At 53.3% G+C, this 17,696-nt stretch carries 16 protein-coding genes; 14 read left to right on the top strand and 2 right to left on the bottom strand.

Annotated elements, in window-relative coordinates; translation table 11 throughout:
- Positions 1-36 precede the first annotated feature (36 nt).
- On the bottom strand, positions 37-1,368 hold the full coding sequence (locus tag YWK_RS19725) for a cation:proton antiporter (protein WP_035466841.1): 1,332 nt from the start codon (positions 1,366-1,368) through the stop codon (positions 37-39).
- Positions 1,369-1,585: 217 nt separating this feature from the next.
- Between YWK_RS19725 and YWK_RS0112020 the strand changes: the two genes are divergently transcribed.
- The 9 genes from YWK_RS0112020 (at position 1,586) to YWK_RS0111975 (ending at position 11,025) form a co-directional block, all read left to right on the top strand.
- Complete coding sequence (locus YWK_RS0112020) at positions 1,586-2,473, top strand: complex I NDUFA9 subunit family protein (RefSeq protein ID WP_026964991.1); 888 nt, start codon at positions 1,586-1,588, stop codon at positions 2,471-2,473.
- A 313-nt stretch (positions 2,474-2,786) separates the two neighbouring features.
- A complete protein-coding gene (locus tag YWK_RS0112015) occupies positions 2,787-4,256 on the top strand; it encodes a phospholipase D-like domain-containing protein (protein ID WP_051375537.1) in 1,470 nt (489 codons plus the stop codon).
- A gap of 120 nt (positions 4,257-4,376) precedes the next feature.
- Positions 4,377-4,583, top strand: coding sequence for a DUF1657 domain-containing protein (locus YWK_RS0112010; protein WP_026964989.1), 207 nt, complete (start codon positions 4,377-4,379; stop codon positions 4,581-4,583).
- An 84-nt stretch (positions 4,584-4,667) separates the two neighbouring features.
- Complete coding sequence (locus YWK_RS0112005; RefSeq protein ID WP_026964988.1) at positions 4,668-5,513, top strand: DUF421 domain-containing protein; 846 nt, start codon at positions 4,668-4,670, stop codon at positions 5,511-5,513.
- Between the two features lie 155 nt (positions 5,514-5,668).
- Positions 5,669-6,319 carry an efflux RND transporter periplasmic adaptor subunit gene (locus tag YWK_RS0112000; protein WP_026964987.1) on the top strand — a complete coding sequence of 217 codons (651 nt, stop codon included), beginning with the start codon at positions 5,669-5,671 and terminating at the stop codon, positions 6,317-6,319.
- A gap of 66 nt (positions 6,320-6,385) precedes the next feature.
- Entirely contained in the window at positions 6,386-7,972 is a 1,587-nt protein-coding gene (locus YWK_RS19720; protein ID WP_084453685.1) for a DHA2 family efflux MFS transporter permease subunit, read from the top strand.
- Positions 7,973-8,369: 397 nt separating this feature from the next.
- Positions 8,370-9,065, top strand: coding sequence for a response regulator transcription factor (locus tag YWK_RS0111985; RefSeq protein ID WP_026964986.1), 696 nt, complete (start codon positions 8,370-8,372; stop codon positions 9,063-9,065).
- A gap of 323 nt (positions 9,066-9,388) precedes the next feature.
- On the top strand, positions 9,389-10,450 hold the full coding sequence (locus YWK_RS19715; protein WP_425387180.1) for a sensor histidine kinase: 1,062 nt from the start codon (positions 9,389-9,391) through the stop codon (positions 10,448-10,450).
- Positions 10,447-11,025 carry a phosphatase PAP2 family protein gene (locus YWK_RS0111975; protein WP_026964985.1) on the top strand — a complete coding sequence of 193 codons (579 nt, stop codon included), beginning with the start codon at positions 10,447-10,449 and terminating at the stop codon, positions 11,023-11,025. Before YWK_RS19715 ends, YWK_RS0111975 begins: the two co-directional genes overlap by 4 nt.
- 241 nt (positions 11,026-11,266) lie before the next feature.
- On the opposite strand, the gene YWK_RS21085 is transcribed toward YWK_RS0111975, so the two are convergent.
- A complete protein-coding gene (locus YWK_RS21085) occupies positions 11,267-12,475 on the bottom strand; it encodes a LuxR C-terminal-related transcriptional regulator (RefSeq protein ID WP_051375535.1) in 1,209 nt (402 codons plus the stop codon).
- 167 nt (positions 12,476-12,642) lie between these two features.
- Here YWK_RS21085 and YWK_RS0111965 point away from each other — a divergent pair, with 167 nt between their 5' ends.
- The 5 genes from YWK_RS0111965 (at position 12,643) to YWK_RS0111940 (ending at position 17,421) form a co-directional block, all read left to right on the top strand.
- Positions 12,643-12,978, top strand: coding sequence for an SCP2 sterol-binding domain-containing protein (locus YWK_RS0111965; RefSeq protein ID WP_026964984.1), 336 nt, complete (start codon positions 12,643-12,645; stop codon positions 12,976-12,978).
- Positions 12,979-13,520: 542 nt separating this feature from the next.
- On the top strand, positions 13,521-14,255 hold the full coding sequence (locus YWK_RS21080) for a L,D-transpeptidase (protein WP_051375534.1): 735 nt from the start codon (positions 13,521-13,523) through the stop codon (positions 14,253-14,255).
- 126 nt (positions 14,256-14,381) lie between these two features.
- Positions 14,382-15,398, top strand: a complete 1,017-nt coding sequence (locus YWK_RS0111950; RefSeq protein WP_051375533.1) for a phosphodiester glycosidase family protein — start codon at positions 14,382-14,384, stop codon at positions 15,396-15,398.
- On the top strand, positions 15,395-16,135 hold the full coding sequence (locus tag YWK_RS0111945; protein ID WP_026964982.1) for a hypothetical protein: 741 nt from the start codon (positions 15,395-15,397) through the stop codon (positions 16,133-16,135). Before YWK_RS0111950 ends, YWK_RS0111945 begins: the two co-directional genes overlap by 4 nt.
- Before the next feature lie 143 nt (positions 16,136-16,278).
- Entirely contained in the window at positions 16,279-17,421 is a 1,143-nt protein-coding gene (locus YWK_RS0111940) for an MFS transporter (protein WP_026964981.1), read from the top strand.
- Positions 17,422-17,696: the final 275 nt, after the last annotated feature.

Genomic DNA, 17,696 nt, shown 5'->3' with positions numbered 1-17,696 from the left:
TGTCGAGGCCGTCTCCTTTTGCTGTCCAAGGAAGACTTACGTCTCGACCCGGTTCGGCACCTCAAACAGAACTTCTTCTTGCGGCTTCATCACGACGATGTTTTCGTCACCTGGCATGAGTCGGCGACCACTTCGAATAATCCACCGCAACCAGGACCCGGCCATCCAGGAGGTTACCAACGCCAGCATGACCAGAATGGCGAAAAAGTCCTGATTGATAATCCCCAAAGCGTATGCAACAGTCGACAAAACAATCCCCGGGCCACCCCTCGCGTTCATCGCCGCTGCTAGATTGGTGCTTGTCAGTTTATCCTGTTTCATCCACCGACACGTAAAATAGACAACCGTAAATTGCACAATCGTCGCGACAAGCAAATACAGGACAAAGAATCCAACGCTGAAATTTTTCGCTAAGTCCAGGCTGAGGCCAACAATCGCGAAATACAGCGGGATGAACAAAGAAAATGAAATTTCCCGGATACTGGTCTCCACGCGCTGGAACAAGTGCGCTGGAAGTGTCAGCTTCGTGGCAATGCCGGCGAGCAGAGCCCCGTACATCACCTCTACGTTTAAGTAACCGGCCAAGTCAGACAGCGCAAACAGGATGAGCAGGAAATACCCCAAGAAAGAAGCGCGAAACAAGAAGTTTGCAGGTTTCGAGTTGATCCTTTTCAAGATCCACGGCACGAGAACCAAACAGACAACCAAGAACGACAACGTGATGACCAGACTTTTTGACACGACCCAGACATTCACGCCTTCGTGAGTGCTGACAATCCCTGAGGCGACCGCCAACGCGACCCAGAGAATGATGTCGTGGATGCCTGCCACACCGATGACAATTTTGGCGAATCTTGAATGCATGATACCTAAATCGAAGAGAATCTTCGATATCACAGGAATGCTGGTCACCGCAATGGAAATGGCGACCACAATTTGCAAGGCCACTATGTTGTTCGCAGGTCCCAGGAATTGCTTGAGGTTGAATAGGTAGGTGACGAGCCATCCAACCGCGAACGGAATTGCAGTCGATCCGACGATAATCGCGGCCCCAATCTTTCCGTCCGCCTTCTCAAAACGCGTTTGAAACTTCAATCCAGAGGTGAACATCAGCAGTATCAACCCCAGTTGGTAGACAAGGCCAAACAGTTTGCCCTCCGATGCAAAGCCGAGGAAGATCCAGTGAAACACTCCTGGAGCAAAGAAGCCGAGCACGGTCGGTCCCAGCAGCAGCCCTCCGCAGACTTCACCGATGACCCGTGGAACTGTCAGTCGTTCGGCGACGTAGCCGAGCACGTTGCCCGCGACGAGTAAAGCCACGAGTCCCAGGAGGAATCGGGCTAACTCCGGTCCTGCCAAGCTAAACATCTCGACATTCTCCTTTCCAAGTGAATCACGCCTATCTAAACGTAGGTCGTTGTACAGGGTATGCACACGAACCTGACTAGTACAGGGCATGTATCCGTCATGGACATTCTCCTAGCGACAGATACCTAGACATTTCCACACACGCCCTTTACGGGTGCTTTCACACAGGGCGGTGTTACGGTACGATGGTACAAACAGTGGGCGGGAGAGGATACAGGTGAAGGTGTTCGTGACTGGTGGAACCGGGTACGTAGGTGTGCCCGTGGTACGGAGACTTGTTGCTTGCGGACACGAGGTCTACGTGTTGCAACGGGAAGAGACAGCACGCCCGCTACGGGAGCCCGGTGTTCACGTCGTCTTAGGAAGTCTATTTGCTCCTGACAACTGGCTGTCGCGATTGAGAGAATGCGACGCGGTGATCCACTTGGTCGGCATCATACGGGAGGTTCCGCGCGAGGGTGTCACCATGGAGCGAATTCATGTTTGCGGCACGCGCTGTATCGTGGATGCGGCACAAGCGGCCGGAGTGTCTCGATTTCTACACATGAGCGCGCTTGGCGCGCGCGATGGAGCTGTTTCAGCGTATCACAAATCGAAGTGGGACGCGGAGCGAATTGTACAGTCCTCGCCATTGAACTTCACCATTTTTCGGCCATCCGTAATCTACGGGGACGGGGGGCCCGGACCAAACTTCATCAGCCTCATGACACAATTGATCAAGACAGCACCGCTCGTTCCCATCATTGGCGACGGACACTTTGAGCTGCAGCCGGTGGCCATAGAGACCGTCTCTGAGGCGTTTGTAACCGCCTTGGACACGCCCGTCGCGTATCACAACACGTACGAAATCGGCGGACCTGAAAGAATTGCGTACCGGGACATCCTTCGACGCATGGCTCTCGCTCTGAACAAGCCGCTGCGGACGGTGTCTGTGCCGGTGTTTGCCATGAAGGCACTCATCCCCGTGTTGGAGAAATTGCCTGGTTTTCCTCTGACGAAAGACCAACTCGCCATGCTCCTCGAGGGCAATGTTTGTGAAGACCCTGAAACGGTCTACCAAGAATTACATCTGGAGCCGATACCCTTTCTGCTGCCATACGTTTGATGGGACATCTGACTCGGACAAACGAAGACCCTTCGGCATGCAATATACGGTGGAGGTGTTTCGTATGGTGCAATGTGCACATGACGTGATATTGGCGTGGTGCGGCCTTCCACACGGCATCCGAAGACCCGTTCCAATGCCACGCCCATTCCCGATTCCACGCCCGCCGGTTGGGCGACCTTGGTAACCCCAATCAGTACCCAGATGCCAGGCACACCGATGGTAGGTGTGTCTGGTTTCGTGTTTTCTCTAACGTTTTCGAATAATGCATCCCAAGCTCGTTCACCCTAAGACGGATTCGGAGGGATGCGGGTTGTGGTTGTGCTTAGGATTGTACGCTGCACAGGTCATCTTGTTGTGCACCGTGGCGTTACGAGATGTGAAGCTCCCGATGCGCTCACTGGCATGGATTGTCATCGGTCTTTGTATTCCGTTTCTTGGTTTTGCAGTTTACTACATCCTGAATGGACCTCTTCCTGAACGGCCTGAACCACGAAGACAGGGCTCACGCTCGGATGTCAACGCGAATTCGCTTCCGGCTCACACGACGTCCGCAGCGACCATTCACCGGGTCGTACAGTCCATCACGCACGTGCCCGCAGTCGAAGCGCGTATCCGGTTATTTCACGACGGTAACAGCACCTACGCCGCATTGTTGCAGGCACTGTCGAGCGCCAGGCACACGATTGACCTCGAATTCTACATCTTTCGTGACGACCACATTGGACGGCGCATCATGCAGTTGCTCTGTCAACGAGCGAAAGAAGGCGTAAAAATTCGGTTTCTGCGAGACGGCATGGGAAGTCGGAAGCTCCCGCCATCCACCGTCGCCCGCATGCAGTCCCACGGCATCGAGTGTCGAACGTTCTTCCCGGTTCGCTTTCCATGGCTCACAAGACGCCTGAATCACCGGGATCACGGGAAAATTGTGGTGATTGACAAACACATCGGCTTTGTTGGAGGCATCAATGTCGGAGATGAGTATACGGGTCGCAAGCCGGGGGTGGGTCCGTGGCGCGACACACACGTGCAACTTCTGGGGGACAGGGCAATTCAGGCACTGCAGTCCATCTTCGACATGAACTGGGCCATTGCCACCCTGGACCGCGGTCAGTTGAACCGCGTGCCTCCGCGAACCCGAGGGGTAGTGAAAACCCGCCAGCCCGTACCAAGCTACGCTGGCGAATGGGCAGAGGAACTGACCGCGTGGCCAGCGCACGGCGCCGACTGGACGCAGGGTTTTGTACAAGCCATAGAGAGCGGACCGGACAGGCGTATGCAATCCATTCGCAACCTGTTCTTTACCGGCTTGACGCAGGCGAACGCATCCGTGGATATTACCACACCCTATTTCGTACCTGACACCGACGTCCTCACGGCCATCAAAACTGCTGTGCTCAAGGGGGTTGTCGTACGGTTGCTCGTTCCGGAACAACCGGATCACAAGGCCGTCGGGCTTGCCAGTCGAACATTCTACAAGGAACTGTTGGATGTGGGTGTTCAGATCTACTTGTACACGGGAGGAATCCTACACGCCAAAGTGATGACCATAGACGATGACGTTTCCATCCTCGGGGCTGCCAATTACGATTTGAGATCTTTCCGCACAAACTATGAAGTTTGCCAGGTCGTTTACTGTCCCGACGTCGCGTCCGAACTGCGTAGACAGTTTGAACAAGATTTGCAACACTCGTTTCCCTTGACGACCGAATGGTTGCAGAAGCCGCCACCATGGCACCAAGGGGCACAGCGCATCGCGCGGTTATTTGCACCATTGCTGTAACGTGGGACAGCGACTTCCAATATTTGTATGACTACACGTCTTTGAAAATGGGAATTTGTTTAAATGGCGTGGCTTCACGGCCGACGCTAAGCTCGGAGACAGAACGGGAGGATGAATTGAATGACCGTCGCATCACAAGTGAAGCAGACTTTGGCGGGACTCAAAAGTGCGCAGGCTAGCCTCGAACAGTTCGCTTTGCAGACGCAAAACCAACAGGCCAAACAGAGTTTTACGGACGCGGCCAACCAGACGCAAGCCATCATTACATCACTCGAACAGCGGGTGCAACAACTCGAGACCGAGGAGCCGCAGTACAAGGGCTTCTGATTTCGCCAACAGCCCTTGCCTCGTTGCCGCATCGGCACGGGCAAGGGCATTTCAGTCCTTACACCACGCCGCGAGGTGATGTCCATGCAACCGTATTTGTTGATTCTTTTAAGAACAGTAGCGGCATTTGTGCTCTCGTTGATTGCGAGCCGATTTGTCGGTCAACCGCTGAAAGTGGTCTCCGGCATTGCGCTGGGCGCGCTGACCGCATGGACCATCCTGGATCACAACGAACCGGTGTACTACGGTCTATTGGCCATGGTCACGTGGGCTTTGCTCAACGTCTGTGTGCGATTCTTCGCCATGAAATCGATGCCGTTCCGCAACTTGGTCAACGGCAAGGCCACCCCGATTGTCCAAAACGGCAAGGTGATGGATCAGAACTTACGCAAATCTCGCTTGACCGTCGACGACGTCATGACCATGCTGAGAACCAAAGATGCATTCAAGCTGGCCGACGTGGAGTTCGCCGCGCTGGAACCGGACGGCAATCTGAGTGTGCTGTTGAAGTCCGACCGTCAGCCGTTGACTCCGAAAACCATGAATCTGTCTGTGAGCAACGAGTCAACGCCCGCGGTCGTCATATTAGACGGCAAGGTACTGCCCGATGCGCTCGCCAATCTCGGGTACACGCGCGCCTGGTTGCTAGAGCAAATTCGCACCCAGGGTGCCACGACATGGGAAGATGTGTTCCTAGCCCAAGTCGACAGCAACGGTCAGGTATACGTGGATTTGTACTCTGATCTGGTAGCCCAACCCGCTGCGCCTCCGAATCAGAAAAAGCTGGTCCTAACCAGCCTCAAGAAAATTCAAGCGGATTTGGAGCTGTTCAGTTTACAGACGAACAATTCAGATGCGAAAGCAGACTATTATCGACATGCGCAAGCGCTCAAATCCATGATTCAGTATCTGACCCCTCACATGCGGTAACTGCCGTATGAATGGGGGTTCCTTCTTTACGATTTTACGAAATGGTCCTCGCCTCAAAATTTGTTGTCTTGACATTTCGCTTGCAGCAATAAATACTTTAATGGGTAAAATAATCATCGTGACGTTCGTTAAAAATTAGGGAGGTTGAGGTGTTCGTGAACACACGAAGGCTATTGGTATTAAATCTCGTGATCATTTTGTTGATTGTCGTGGCGGGTTTTGTGGGCTATTACTTCTACAACCAGTCGACGCTTTATTTGGAAACAGACAATGCGCAGGTGACTGGCCAACAGGTCACTATCGCAGCGCCTGCGACGGGAAAGTTAGTCCAGTGGAAAGGATCCACTGGAACCCAATTTAAGTCTGGAGACACGGTTGGCATTGTAGAAGTACAACAAGCCGGGAAAACCATCGATGTGCCTGTGACGATGCCAAGCAATGGAACCGTTGTGCAGAACTCTGCAGTACAAAACGAATTCGTCGCGGCTGGTACGCCACTGGCCTATGCTTACGATATGAATCACTTGTGGGTGACCGCAAACATCAAGGAAACCCAAATCAATGATGTGAAAGTGGGACAGGACGTAGACGTCTACGTCGATGCGGATCCCGGAGTGACCATCAAAGGAAACGTCAGCAGCATTGGGTTGACGACAGCAAGTACATTCTCGCTTCTTCCGACATCCAACACGTCGGCGAACTATACGAAGGTGACGCAGGTCATTCCGGTCACCATTTCCATTCAGGGATACGAAGGAACTGGCTTGGTGCCTGGAGAGAGCGCGACCGTGCGGATCCACAAGTAAGGGGTGTCTGCGTTGGCAAAAGGAAATCAGGGGAGAGTGAACGACGCACGCAGAGCAGAGCACCGCATGGCGATTTTGCTCGTGTTGCTGCTTGGCGTATTCGTAGCGATTCTCAATCAAACGCTACTCAACGTTGCGATACCACACTTGATGAACGCCTTTAATGTGTCTGCGGATACCGTGCAGTGGCTGTCCACTGCCTATATGCTGACCACGGGAGTGCTGGTGCCGTTAAGTGCTTTTCTGATTGGAACATTTACGACCCGTCAGTTGTTCATCACATCGATGATGCTATTTACTCTTGGTTCGTTCATTTGCAGTATTTCGCCGACGTTCAGCGTGATGCTGCTGGGACGAATTGTACAGGCGGCCGGCTCCGGGATCATGATGCCATTGATGATGACGGTCATCCTCGACCTGTTCCCGCCGCAAACCCGAGGAAAGGCGATGGGAACCATGGCCATTGCCTTGTTTTTCGCTCCAGCGATAGGGCCCACGTTGTCCGGTTGGATTCTTGACCACTGGAGTTGGCGTCTCCTGTTCTACGTCGTGATACCGATTGCGGTGGTCGACATCATTTTGGGCATTGTGATGCTGCCGAACGTGGAGACGCCCGGGCCCAAACCCAAGCTCGATGGACCAGGAGCCGTCACATCCATCGTCGGATTCAGCACGCTCTTGTACGGTTTTAGTGAAGCTGGCAGCAAGGGTTGGGGCGATTCGCTGGTCTTGACGTGCATCATCATCGGTGTCATTTTCTTGGTTCTGTTCGTCATCCGTGAGCTAACGACTCCGTCGCCGATGCTGAACCTGCGCGTGTTTCGCTTTGACGTGTTTACGCTCACGACCATCATTGGCTCGGTGGTCAACATGGCGATGTTTGGCGCCATGATTTTGACACCGATTTACCTGCAGAACATTCGCGGTTTCACACCGTTGCAATCTGGCTTGTTGATGTTGCCTGGCGCATTGTTGATGGGTATCATGTCACCCATTTCCGGTGCGTTGTTTGACCGCATTGGCGTCCGCCCGTTAGCCATCATCGGCCTCGCCATCACGGCGGTGACGACGTGGCAGTTCACGAAGTTAACCGCGGACACAACCTACGGACACGTGATGTTGCTTTACACCTTCCGTATGTTTGGTATGTCGTTTATCGCCATGACCATTCAGACAGCGGGATTGAATCAGCTGCCACGCGAGTTGTACAGTCACGGATCAGCTGCGTCGAACACGGTTCGACAAGTTGCGTCGTCCCTCGGTACAGCCATTCTGGTGTCGGTCATGACCACAAGGACGCAAGTGCACTACGCAGACTACCGCAATTTGATGACCATCAATAACCCGCACCTGACGCAGACAGTTGCCAGTCTGGCACAGGGTTTGGCGGCCAAAATGGGATTGCCGTTGCAAGCTGGGCAGGGGATTACCAACTATTTGTTGTACGGTCTCGCCATGAAGCAGTCTACGATTGATGGCATCAACGATGCCTTTTGGTGGGCGACCATTGGAACTGTGATTGCGCTGATTCTGTCCCTGTTTGTCCGGCGCGTCAAAGTCGAAAAATCTCGCCCAATGCTTCCGAAACCTGAAGACCAGCCGAATGCGGGATATCTCGTGGAAAGCAAGGAGCCACGTCTCGTGCGCACATGAATCCAACTTCCGCCCCCCGTGCAGGGGGGTTTTTCCCTCACAGATTCCATTCATCATCGCCAGGCTGTAGCCTCTCTCATGCATTTCTAATCCTCTTTAAAGACACCACTCACCTGTCCGAGGTATGATGAATAAAGTGTAGCCCTCGCTTGTGTTCAACCTAAGTCGAACGGATTCCGTAGACACTGCGAGCGGCCAGGACATGTGCATGACTTGACCCCACTCACCGCATGTGATGCGATAGGCAGTGTGTACCCTTTCACGAAAGTAGGCATGTTATGGATGGGGATGCACACATGGCTCGCACGCGTGAGTGGGGCTTTGTGGCGTTGGAAGCACAAAGTGGGAAAACTCGGTTTTTCCACGTCAACAAGGGTGAAACACACGGAGGATTGCCATGAATGAACCGCATCGTATTCTAGTGGTTGAAGATGAAGAAGATATCGCAGAATTCTTGGCGATGGAGTTTGAGTACGAAGGATACAAAGTGACCAAGGCTTTTGATGGTCGTGAAGGCCTGAAACTGGCCTTGGAACAGAAGTGGGATATCATTCTATTGGACGTCATGTTGCCCGAGATGAACGGCATGGAAGTGTGCAGACGTGTTCGAGCGGTCAGCAACGTTCCTATTATCATGTTAACCGCACGGGGCAGCGTTCCAGACCGCGTTGCCGGCCTCGATGCTGGAGCTGACGATTATCTGCAAAAGCCGTTTGCCATTGAGGAACTTCTTGCCCGCATACGGGTGTTACTGCGGAGGAACCGAGCTTCTATTGCGGAACAAAAGACACTCACGGTGCAAGACCTGACGATGAACACCGCCACGCGTGAAGTGTTTCGTCAGCAGAAACCGATTACGTTGACGGCGCGGGAGTTTGACTTGTTGGAGATGTTTATGCGAAATCCAAACCAAGTCTTGTCTCGGGATCTCTTGCTCGAACGCGTGTGGGGATACGACTACAAGGGAGAGACAAACATTGTGGACGTATACGTCCGGTACCTGCGTCAGAAAATCGACGTGCCCTTTGATCCTCCGCTGATCCACACGGTTCGGGGGGTCGGGTACATGCTGAAAGGCGCGACCTCCTCGTGAAAATCAAAATTGCCATCCTGTCTGCGTCGATTTTGTTTGTCATCCTTGTGGTGTTCGGGGGATTCATTTATTTCACGGTATACACCCGAGTGTCAACCATTCAGAACAGCGAGCTCGCCAACACCGCGCAAACCATCGCCCAGTACTACAGTGCCCACGCAAACAATGGCAGGACCGCGAATTGGGGCTTGAAGAAGTGGTTAGTGCAGTACAGTAGGCACGATCAAGATGTCGTGATTTTCGGACCCAAAGGGAATGTCATTGAAGCTGTCGGGCATTTAGACCTAGCCGACGTCGTGACTCATTTCCGTCCAGTCAAGAACATGAAGCAACAAATGGTACGACTGCCAAACGACAGCAGTGTCATGTTCACAACGCTGCCGGTATCCAATGCGGCAGGGACGGGCTTGGTCGGATATGTCACACTCGCGTCGGATGTCAGCCCATTCCAGGAGTACATGGAATCGTTACTGACGGTACTCGCAGTGGGCTGTCTTGGTGCTGTGGTACTCGCTGGGTTCGGTGGATATTTGATTGCTGCGGCAGCGTTGAGGCCCATACAGCAATTGATTCGCGTCGTCGAGGGGATTGAAGCCAACCGGTTAGACGAGCGAGTACCTCCTCCAAGTACCAAAGACGAAGTGGGGCGTCTCGCGCTGACGTTCAACAACATGTTGTCCAGAATCCAGCGCTCATTTGCCCAGCAGACTCGCTTTGTGGCAGATGCTTCCCACGAGATTNGCACGCCTTTGACCACCATACTCGGGTATACCAACCTCCTGATTCGATGGGGGAAGACAGATCCGAACGTACTGGACCGTGCCATTCAGGTCATACAGAAGGAATCGCTGCGTCTACTAAAACTCGCGGATGACTTACTCTTTCTGGCAGGCCTTGAGGCCTCCCGTCATGAGGCTGAACAGCGAACCCTCGTCGACCCTGTCGTTGCGGATGTGGTAGACCAATTGTCTGTCATATACCCTCAAATCACGGTGCACAAAGACCTGCAAGCGGATGTGGAAATTCGAGTGACGGCGGATCATCTGCGTCAGATGATCACCAATCTCGTCAGTAACGCGCTGAAGTATACCCCGGCAGAAGGTATGGTGACTGTCCAGACCTCACGCAAAGACGACGATTGGGTGGTCATCGTGATTTCAGATACAGGCTGCGGGATTCCGAAAGAAGACTTACCGCACGTCTTTGAGCGGTTTTATCGGGCGGACAAGTCACGTGAGCGTAAACAGGGCGGCAACGGTCTCGGACTCGCCATCGTCAAGGAATTGGTCGAACATTACGGCGGCATGATTGACATTGAAAGCGAAGAGAACCAAGGCACATCCATCTCGGTTTCTCTTCCAATCGCGGGAGGAGCCAATCCATGAATTCATTTGACATACATGTCTTCCATTGGTTTAATCAGTTCGCCGGACATCACCCCGTCATGGACGAGGTGATGTCGTTTTTTGCGCAATACGCACTGGAATTGTACGCGGCCCTGTTTCTCGTGGCTTGGTTTACGCTTCCACGCCGAGATATACAACGTCGGCACGCCCTCGTCGTCTCGTTTTGCGCAGGTGTCCTCGCACTACTGATGAATGCAGTGATTGGGCACATTTGGGCACGCCCGAGGCCCTTCGTGGTCTTACCGAAGGGTAGCTACGTCCAACTCATTCCACACGTTGCAGACGCCTCGTTCCCGAGTGATCACACGTCCGGTAGCTTCGCATTTGCCAGTGGAAGTTGGGGGAAGAGTGCATCATGGGTGAGCTGGACGTTCACCATTGTCGCCGTCCTGACCATGGTTTCCAGGCTGTATGTCGGCGTACACTGGCCAACAGACGTGATTGGCGGGGTGGTTGTCGGGACTCTGGCGGGTCGGTTCATGTGGCGACTGTCCCCGCTGATTGAGCCTGTCACCAAAGGGATCTGTCGAGTATTTGGATTCGGTGTCCGTTGACAGTGGAGACATCAGACCATGGTACGTGGTGACCCCCAGATTCATAGGGGAAGACACATCCAAAAATTCCTCCATTCGAGGGATACCTCCGCGCCTCCGGTAAGACTACACTTTCTGACAAGGTGGTCTCTCACCTTGGGCCCAGGGCGTTGCACAGCCAGATGAAGGGAGGAAACGGCGCGCCACCCACTGCTGCCAACGTGTGGTCCGCTATCCGCCCGCCGAGGAACGCGTAACTCGGTTACCGAATGAGGCCTGCACGAAATGCCTTCGCTACGGCGGACGCTCGATTGTTTGCGCTCAGCTTGCGTAGAATGGATGTCACGTGTTCGGTCACGGTGTACTCGCTGATGTGCAACAGATCCGCAATCGATTTCGTGTCGCAGCCGTCCGCAATCCGGCGGAGCACGTCTAACTCGCGTTCGGTCAGTGAACGCCGTGAGGTGGTTTGTCTGGCCCGAGATTGTAAATGTACACCGAGAGCCAGGGCAACGCGTTTCAGCATCTGCTCCATGAGGTTCATTCGAGTGGAGTCCTCCGTAAACGGTTGGCCGCCCTCGTCGGCCAGCAATAGCCCGATAGGCTCACCGTGGGGTCCACGTACTGGGGACACGAGTAATGAAGTCAAACCGAAATGCTTGACATAGTGGGTGGGCAAGACAGGGGTGACGTCCTCGATGTAAACGGGCTTCGGAATTTGCAGCACGGCTGGCAACAGCGGAATGCGACGTTCGTTTTCCCGAATTCTCCGCACCTCTTCCAACTGTATGTTGTGCGCGTAGATGCCTTCCACAGTCCTCGTCAACGGATTGTACAGAAACAGGGCACTCCGGTGGAAGCCTGCAAGTCCACAGCTGTCGATAACCACTGTGTGAAATACGTCCGAGGCTTCGTGCGCCGACAGGAGATGTTCATCGAAGGTGAGCAACTTCGCAAATAATGTCTCCTCTGCAGTTGAAGAAGTTGACGAAGTTGACACTGTACTGTCAATGGTTGTGCGACGCGCGTCGCGGGTAGGGGGCAGTGCGACGTCTAAATAGGCTTGAATCAGCTTCGCCGCAAGCGAATGAATCCAGTGATAAACAGGTTCCTGGTCCTCATCCGGAAGCTCTACCCGGACCACCGACAGCAAGAGTTCTTCAAAGTCCGAAAGCATGAGGACGACGTCGGCCGCCGACAAGGGTGGTTTTAAGCCGGATACAGTTTTAAGAAAACCTTCAATGAAGGCAGATTCTTGCACAGCGACTTCAGAGAGATGACCGAACAAGAAGGTGAGGAGTGCTTGCCCTTGCGAGCGCTGCTCCGCTGTAAAGCGCTCCGTCGCTGCACTCCAAGCGTCCCACGTGGACAGCAAGTCGCCAAAGTGGACTGAGACCGTATGCATCAACGTGCGATAGCAGGGTGCGGGCAATATGGGCGTCGAGTTCATCCGTACGGACCGTTCCTGCACAGTCATTCCTCCTCGCCCTGTCATGGTAGTCCCGGCTTGACCGCGTGACAACGCGCGAGCCTGACGACCAATGCAGATTCACTATGAGTATACAATTCGCGACGAGCGACGAGACTGTGTCGGAGTAAGGAAAGACGTGTGACACGATGTGAGAGGAGTCTTTGACCATGCCAACCACGAAAGAGATTTTCGAGAAAATTCATCAGTCACTCTCTGCGGACTCCAGTCGCACCGGCGGTCTGGATGCGGTGTACCAATTCAATCTGACCGGAGACGACGCGGGGGTCTATCAAATCATTTTGAAGCCGGACAGTGTTTCCGTAGCCGAAGGCGAGACCGTTCCAGCTCACTGCACGTTGGAACTATCAGCCGCAGATTTCAAAGACATGGTGAAAGGAAAGTTGAACGGCACCATCGCATTCATGAGTGGAAAATTGCGCGTACAAGGAGACTTGGGTTTGGCGATGCGGCTACAGTCGGTACTGAGTGCGGATTCTGTGTAATCAACGCTCCCGAGCGCCGGGTCGTTGTAACCACAAAATCCCTGTCTGGTCACGCACCGTCTGCACGCAGGCGTGTGCACGGCGCGCCTGTTGACACATGGGTGTGTCTACGTCGGTGACGCATGAGGGAGGTGAGAGACCGTGCATCTGGGACAGCTCACGCGGTGCAACCGCGAGGCATTCGGTTTGTCAGCTACCTTACAAAGAACCTTCTAGGCAAAGTCGACAAGAAGGCGTTGCGAAGCATGGCCAGCGCGGACGAAGTTGCCCCATGATCTTCCGTTCATGCAAACGGTGAAGGCGGGATCAAGGTCGTTCGATGCGGCCTTGCTTCGCTGTTTGACAATACCTCGTTCAACAAGCGCCTTTCTCTCTCGGCCCCTCATCTGTTTCCCTACGTGATCCTTTGCCAACACAGTGTCCATACCGAATCTATTACAGTTGGATTGTGATAGAATAACCTAGGGTTGTCCCTGTCGCGGGTCAACCCTCGTCCGTGAACAACACCACATGATGCAGTATGGAACGAAGGGAAACGATGGATGATGAGCTTTGCAACAAGGTGGAAGAAGTACAAAACGCCATTGCTTGCAACTGCTGGTATCTCCCTGTTTGTGTTGGGGGGAGGAGACTATTTCGTTCAAGCTCATTCGAAGGGCACTGCGCACCAGCCAACCACGGTTTCGGCCGGCCAGACTGTGGTGAAAACCACCTCGGCCGCCAGCAGCAAATCTGCGCCAACAACAACTTCTGTAAAGGCTGAACCTGCCTCGTGGAACAGCACACGAAAGCTGCATGCCGCAGATTTGCTGCCGCCCAACACCCCTGTCGGGCCGAAGTTTGACTGGACATCACCAACGGGTGGGCCGTATCCGAACCTGAAGCGCTACCACAACATATGGATTGATGCGTCACTATCCACGCAAAGGATTCACATCATGAGCGGCAACCAGGTCATCTACACGATGATCACGTCTTCGGGACTGGACGGCCCGGACACGTATACCCCCACCGGAACCTATTACGTACAGAACCGGGGAACTTGGTTTTACGCGCCCAGGTTTAAGGAAGGCGCGGAGTATTGGGTGTCCTGGAAAGGATGGGGAGATTACCTATTTCACACTGTCCCGATGGACATCCACAGACACGTGATTGCTGCTGACGCGGCAAAGTTGGGCGTCAAAGATTCACATGGCTGCTTTCACCTGACCATCTCTGATGCAAAGTGGATTTATGAAAACATCCCAAAAGGCACCAAAGTTGTTATCCATAAGTGATGTACCAATTCCAACAATTCGTATACAATGCTATGATAGACTCGCTAGACACTTTGCTGATGGAGCGAATGGATACCCTAATGGATTCCATCCGCTTCTTTTCCATGAGCGAAAGGGGGGAGACCTTTGTTGAATGCATCGATGCAACCTGAAATCTCGATTTCGTATGGCAAAAAGCGGAGACGAAGGCTCCCCCGGAGTGTACGTATTGCTTTGAACTGCGGACTGTTTCTCGTGTACACTATCGGCTCGACCGCGGCCATCGCGTTGTACGGGCCATTTGACAACATACGTCGCACTGTGATTGGCGCGGTGTTGACCAGTTCGCACCCGTGGGTCATTAAACCGTTTTTTTCGGCGGCTACTTTGCGCAAATATATGCCCGTATCCATCGATAAAATGTCGACCGGACCGATGAAGGTTGCCGACTACTCATACATTCATGACAACCAAATCGAAGTGATTCCCATCCATTCAGACAAATACACGGGATGCCTGTTGATTATCCACGACCCGAAGCGTGTTCACGTGGCGGTCACGAAAAACCTGGGGAACATTGGTGAAACGGTCACCAGCATGGTTCACGACGCTCACGCCGTCGCGGGCATCAACGGAGGCGGATTCTTTGATGGACAGGGCCACGGAACAGGCGGGAAACCGATGGGCCTGACGATTTCCCGCGGGAAATACGTCAGTGGCGATAAACAGGCCGCCCAACCCGTCATCGGTATTACAAAAAGCGGTGCTCTGATTGTCGGTAAGTACACCTACAGCCAATTGCAGCAACTCGGGATTGAGGAAGCCGTGTCCTACGGCCCACAACTGGTGAAGGACAGTAAACCATATTTAAGTTCAGCCGATGGGTCCTGGGGCATCGCTCCGCGCAGCGCCATTGGTCAACGCCAGGATGGCTCTATCATGCTACTGGCTTTGTCTGGGCGAGGCGACGGAGGCATCGGCGCTAGCCTGTTGGACTGCCAAGAAGTGATGCTGGAGTATGGAGCGAAAGTGGCCGCAAACCTAGATGGCGGCTACAGTTCGGAGCTATATTACAATGGTAAATTTCTCGTCGCGCCTTCCAACCCGCTCGGCGAAAGGTACGTCGCAACCAGCTTCGTAGTGGATGGGGAGGGGACGAGGTGAAGAAACATCGCAAGCAGGTCAAGCCGAAAAAGGCGCTCAGAATGCGCGCGAAAATTGGCCTATGGCTCGGTGCCTTACTGGTTCTCACGTGCGGGCAATTTGCATTTTTAAGCCGCGTGAACGCTTACCTCGGCCCCTCTGACACCCAGAACAATTCCGTAGACACGGCCACGGCCACGAAGATGAAAAAACCTGCGTTGCCACGTGATGCGGTGATGCACGCGTATAGTTCAGACAGTCAAGAGCTGGCCTATGCCACAGCAGATCACCGGCTTGTCGTGGCGGATGCCAGTGGCACACAGTTTCAACAGAGTGTAACAGGAGACATCACCTATTTAGAGTGGCTGGGAGATTCGGGAACGCTCTTGTATTTTGTTCAGAACGCCTATCTCGACGTGTATCTATTGCAGTCTGGGCAGTCCAAACCCGTCCTCATTCACGAGTGGGTTGGACACAGCCGCACGGTTACAAAGACGTACTTCTCACCGTACCTCGAGTACTTGTACATCGAACTCCGGCACGGTACGTGGGATGAAGTGTACAAATACGATGCGGTGTCGGGCGTGGCGTCTTTACCGCTACCTGAGGTCAAGATCACGAGTATCCAGTATGACGATAAATTGGACGTCATGACGTTGCACGATGCGGCTGGAAACGTGTGGGTATATAAGAATGATAGATTGTACAAAAATGGGTTACTTTATCATGTGAACCGACCGATGCATCGCGTGAAGTAAGTGGTGAAACGCGTGCGTGTATACCGTGACTATCCAGCCGGACATCATGGAGAGACCCCGCATATAAAGGGGCTCTTTTCTTGTTATGCACGAGAGTTACAGCGGGTCATACGGCACACGATAATACCAAAAGGGGGCTGACGATGGAACGAAGCGTATGGGCGTGGACAAGCGTTTTATTCTGTAACGAATTTGTACGTGCCGCGTTGTTTTACGTGTGGGTTCCTCTGATTGTCCCTCACGTTGATCACGTCCCCATCGGCTGGGTCGGCTTTTGTACAAGTTGTCAATTCGCCGCTGACGCGGCGACAAAGTTGTGCTATGGCATTGCGGCTGCACGCGGATACGCACGACTGTTGTTGAGATGTGGAAGTGCGGTATCCGTCGTATCTGTGGTGACGTTATTGTTTGTCCACAATGCTACATCGTTATGGATGGCTTCCGTGTTGTTTGGGTTTGGGGCTGCGTCCATCTGGCCAGCTGCACTGTCACACTATGGCCGCCAAACTGAAGGGGCCAAAGGAGAATCGTTGGCGAAAGCGTTTGTGCCGTGGATGACAGGAACTGGAGTGGGCATGTTTCTGCCAAACGTGCTACTGCACCACCGACCCATTATCAAAGTCGTTTTGGTCTTTGCCTCCTTGGTGGTGTTTGCCTGTACATGGCTGATTCAACCAAGTGGCAGGGACGCCACACCTTCGTTGCGACGCGAGGTTCAACTGGTTCGTATTTTGTCACGTAAGGTGAAGATCTTTCTCCCGCCGATGCTCATCCAAACCTTGATCATTGGCACAGTGTCACCATATCTGGCATTGTTCGCCGTAAAGTCGTTACACTTACATCCCGAGCAATACGCCTTGTTACTCATTGGAATCGGCGTCATGACGGTTTGCCTCCTGATTCCGTTTGGGAAAGTGTCGGACAAACTTGGGCGCCTGCCATTGTTGTGTGCTGCTTTTTTCACGTCGTCCTGCAGTATTGTCGCTCTGGCCATCAGCCACACGTGGGGGCAAGCTTTTATTCCTGGGGTCATGTTTGGCGTCAGTTTTGGCGTCGTGTTTCCCGCGTGGAATGCGCTCTTTATGGAGGCGGTTCCGCATTGGCTTCATACGCGCGCTGTCGGCCTCTTTACGTCCATCGAAGACTCCGGAACCGCACTGGGGCCATTGGTGGGGGCGTTGTCGTGGCAATATATCGGCCCCACAGGGCCTTTCCTACTGTCCGGTAGCTTGATGGCTCTGTTGGCTGTGTATTTCGCAGTCTGGTGGAAACGGTCATTGAAGTGAAATATACAAGTGCGGTGACCGTTATTTGGAATACATAAGGGAATCTCTGTATGCCGCATGACGACAACAGAGTGGGGCAATCTGTCATCACAGATGTCTTTCATGATATTCTAATGAATTTTTCATCAAATTCTAATGAATTATCACCTGTTTCACAGAAACCTGTATTAGCCTCCAAAAGGCGAGCGATTGGCAGAACACCGCTTGAATCGTTCAGCACGATAGATGTCGCGGTGTAGCCGTGTGCTCATAGGCAACAATGGGCTTCGTGAGGA

Origin of the sequence: Alicyclobacillus pomorum DSM 14955, from assembly GCF_000472905.1 — a bacterium.
GTDB classification, from domain to species: Bacteria; Bacillota; Bacilli; order Alicyclobacillales; family Alicyclobacillaceae; genus Alicyclobacillus_A; species Alicyclobacillus_A pomorum.
The sequence above is the reverse complement of the archived record's forward strand: the minus strand, read 5'-3'. Positions and strand labels throughout refer to the sequence as shown.